The organism is Microbacterium sp. Bi128 (assembly GCF_918698205.1).
Genome location: NZ_CAKKMM010000481.1, coordinates 1 through 3466, shown reverse-complemented (window position 1 = coordinate 3466; position 3466 = coordinate 1). Strand labels below are relative to the sequence as shown.

The window sequence follows — 3466 nt, the reverse complement described above, 5'->3', positions numbered from 1 at the left end:
TGCGGCCTCGGCGACCGCCTCGGGGCGCGACGGCGACGTGATGGATCTCGTGCACGACGTCCGGGCCGAGGGGCGCTTCGCCGCCGCGAGCCTCTACGGCGCGCTCGCCGACCTGCGGGCCGTCGGCGGGGTGCCGACGGAGTCCACGCGCGACTTGCGCACGGTCCGCGAGCTCGGGGAATTCTGGCAGCAGCGGGGGATGCTCGTGACGCTGAGCGTGACCGGCGACATCGATGACCTCCCCGCGGTCGTCTCGACCACGGCACTCCGCGTGGTTCAGGAGGCGATGACGAACGCGGCCAAGCACGCAGCCGGCGCGGCCGTCGGCGTCGCGATCGACGTCGATGAGAGCGGCCTGACACTGGCCGTGACGAACGGTCCCCCGCGCACGTCCGCACCGCCCGCCCCGGGCCTCGGCCTGGGTTGGGGTCTGGACGCGCTCCGCGAGCGTGTCGACCTCGTCGACGGCGCGTTGACGGCGGGTCCGCTCCCCGACGGCGGCTGGCGCGTGCGGATGCGGGTGCCCGCGCCCACCCGCGTGGCCGACGGGCGAATCTGACATGCCCCGGACGCGATCGATCCGCGTGCTGATCGTCGACGACAACCGCACGGTTCGTCGAGGGCTGCGGATCCAACTCGACCAGGCCGAGGGGATCCGCGTCATCGGCGAGGCGGCGAACGGTGCGGATGCCGTGGCCATCGGGGTGGCCGAGCGTCCGGACGTGGTGCTCATGGACCTCCAGATGCCCGGCATGAGCGGCCTGGAGGCGACGTACCGACTGCTCGGCGCCGCCGTGAAATGGGTCCCGGCCATCGTCGTCATGACCTCCCATGCGGGCGATCGCTTCGTGCTCTCGGCGCTGGACGCCGGTGCCGTCGGGTACCTCATCAAAGGGCACGACACCGAGCGACTCACGGATGCCGTGCGGGCGGCGGTGCGCGGAGAGGCCCTCGTTTCCTCCCGCGTCATGACACCGGTGTTGCGCGAGCTCGCGCAACGACGTCCGGGTCAGGCCGAGTGGGTGGAGGCGACGACCCTGAGCCCGGCGGAGGAGAAGGTCGTCGCGGCGTTGAGTCGCGGGTTCACCGGGAACGACGACATCGCCCTGATGCTGCACCTGTCCGTCAACACGGTGCGGTCGCACATCCGGTCGGCGCTGGCGAAGACCGGGACCTCCGACCGGACCCAGCTCGCCCTCTGGGGCGTGCGCCACCGCCTGGATCGCGCCCCGCGTTAGTCCGATCGGACGAATTCGCGCGATCGCCCGCCGGGCGGTCGTCGGGGGGCGCGAGTACGGAGGGAGCGGGTCCCGGCGGGGCGATGTCATCCCTCCGACACGGGTCGGTTGCCCCTCATCCTCCCGTCCTTCTCCGCGAGGTCGCGTAGGTCCCCTCTCGTTCCCCGCCGCCCCGCGCGCGGGCGCCGCGGGGCTCGCCGGAATCCTCAGCGGCCGCGCGCCGGCACCGCAACAATGGCGCCGTCACCGTCAGGAGGACCCGTGGATGCCATCTACCCGCGCTTCGCCGCGGCTCACCCGATCTTCTACGACGAGCCGCGGCGGCGTGCCGCCCCGGACGAGCCCGCGTACGCCCCCGAGGGCGCCCACCACTGGGAGGCGTGGACGCACCGGGACGACGGCACGTGGTCTTTCTGGGCGCCTCCCGGGGTGACCCTCCCCGAGCAGGGGTGGAAGGTGCACGTGAGCAGTGCGGAGCACGGAGCTCGCGAGGTGCTCGCGCGAGTGTCCGCCGCCTGCTTCGAGGGGCGGTGGGCGTTCAAGCACCTGCCCCACCCGGAGTCTCTGCGGCGGATGTCGGCGAAGGACGCCGACCGTACGGCATCCGGGAAGTTCATCACCGTCTACCCCGTCGACGAGGACGACCTGCAGGCGGCCGTCGTCACGCTGGACCGCGCCGTGGGAGGAATGCCGGGCCCCTACGTGCTGACCGACGTGCGGTGGGGTGCGGGCCCGGTGTCGGTCCGCTACGGGGCCTTCCGCGCGCGGACGCTCCGCCGCCACGGCTTCGATGTGCCCGCCGTCCGCGACCCCCGCACGGGCGAGCTCGTCGAAGACGTGCGCGAACCCGCCTTCACGCCGCCGTCCTGGGTGAGTGTGCCGGAGTTCCTGGGCCCGCACGTGGCTCGGCTGAGGGAGACCGCGCCACCGCCGGGCTTTCCCACGGTGACGCGGGCGTTGCACCACTCGAACGCGGGAGGGGTGTACGAGGCCGACGACGGGGGCGTCCCCGTCGTGGTGAAGGAAGCCCGGCCGTTCGTCGGTCACACCCCGGACGGACGGGATGCCGTGCAGCGCCTGCGTGACGAGGAGGAGGTGCTGCGCGCGGCGCCGAGCAGCGGACTCGCGCGCGCACGTCGCTCCTTCTCAGCCCACGGCCACCGCTTCCTGGTCTTGGACCGTGTCGACGGCATGGCCCTGCAGAAGGAGGTCGTCGCGCGCAACCCGAGGGTGCGCGCCGACGCGACCGACGCCAACCGTGCCGCCTACGCGCAGTGGGCGATGCGGGTGCTGGCCCGTCTGCGGGCGGTGGTCGCCGACCTGCACGACGCCGGCTACTCGCACGGCGACCTGCACCCCGGCAACGTCATGGTCAGTGAAAGCGGCGACGTGGTGCTGCTGGATCTCGAGATGGCTCGTCCCCTCTCCGCGGACGCCGCGCCCGTCGTCGGAGCGCCGGGGTTCGCGCCGGCCGACGGGCGCGGGGGTGCCGCGCACGACCTCTATGCGCTCGCGTGCGTCGAGGTGTTCGTGTTCGTGCCGCTGACCCCGCTGCTCGCGTTGGATTCGCGCAAGGCGGTCGACCTGGTCCAGCTCGCGCAACGCGAGTTCGCACTTCCCGACCGGTGGGCGGCGGATGTGCTGGCACACCTGGCGCCGGAGCCCGACACCGCCCACGGCGAAGCCGAGGCCTCCGAGGCCGCGCTCGTCGACCTGCGGGACGGGGCCGAGGGCGCGCTCGACCGGGTCATCGCCGCGGTCGGTGCACGTCTCGTCGCCGACGCCGATCCTTCCCGCCACGATCGACTCTGGCCCGGTGACCCGCTGCAGTTCTCCCGGGCGCCGTTCTCCCTCGCGCACGGCTCGGCCGGAGTGATCGCGGCATTGCAGTCCGCGGGGACAGCGATCCCGCCCGACCTCTGGGCGTGGACCGATCGCGCGCTCGCCGCGTCGGACGACGCCGCACCGGGGCTGTGGGACGGGCTCGCCGGCGCTGTGGGGGTGCTGCGGCGCGCGGGTCGCCACGCGGAGGCGGCCGCCGTGCGGGACCGGGTTCGCGCGCGAGGGGGGAACGACCTCGACGACGATCTGGGCTCCGGTCTGGCCGGCATCGGCCTCATGCTGCTCAGCGAGGCCGAGCATGATCCCGCCCTGATGTCCGAGGCCGGGGAGATCGCCCGGCTGCTGGAGCGCCGCGCGGCTGCGCGCGAGATCGCGCCGCCCGGGAC

The 3466-nt window shown here is 73.7% G+C and carries 3 protein-coding genes; all 3 read left to right on the top strand.

All coding sequences use genetic code 11. The annotated features are described in order from the left end of the window. The coding region (locus LQV45_RS21475; protein WP_374208268.1) for a sensor histidine kinase at positions 1 to 559 on the top strand (559 nt) is incomplete at its 5' end. Position 560: 1 nt separating this feature from the next. Further along, entirely contained in the window at positions 561 to 1238 is a 678-nt protein-coding gene (locus tag LQV45_RS21470; RefSeq protein ID WP_230008742.1) for a response regulator transcription factor, read from the top strand. A 261-nt stretch (positions 1239 to 1499) separates the two neighbouring features. Continuing rightward, the coding region (lanKC, locus tag LQV45_RS21465) for a class III lanthionine synthetase LanKC (protein ID WP_230008741.1) at positions 1500 to 3466 on the top strand (1967 nt) is incomplete at its 3' end.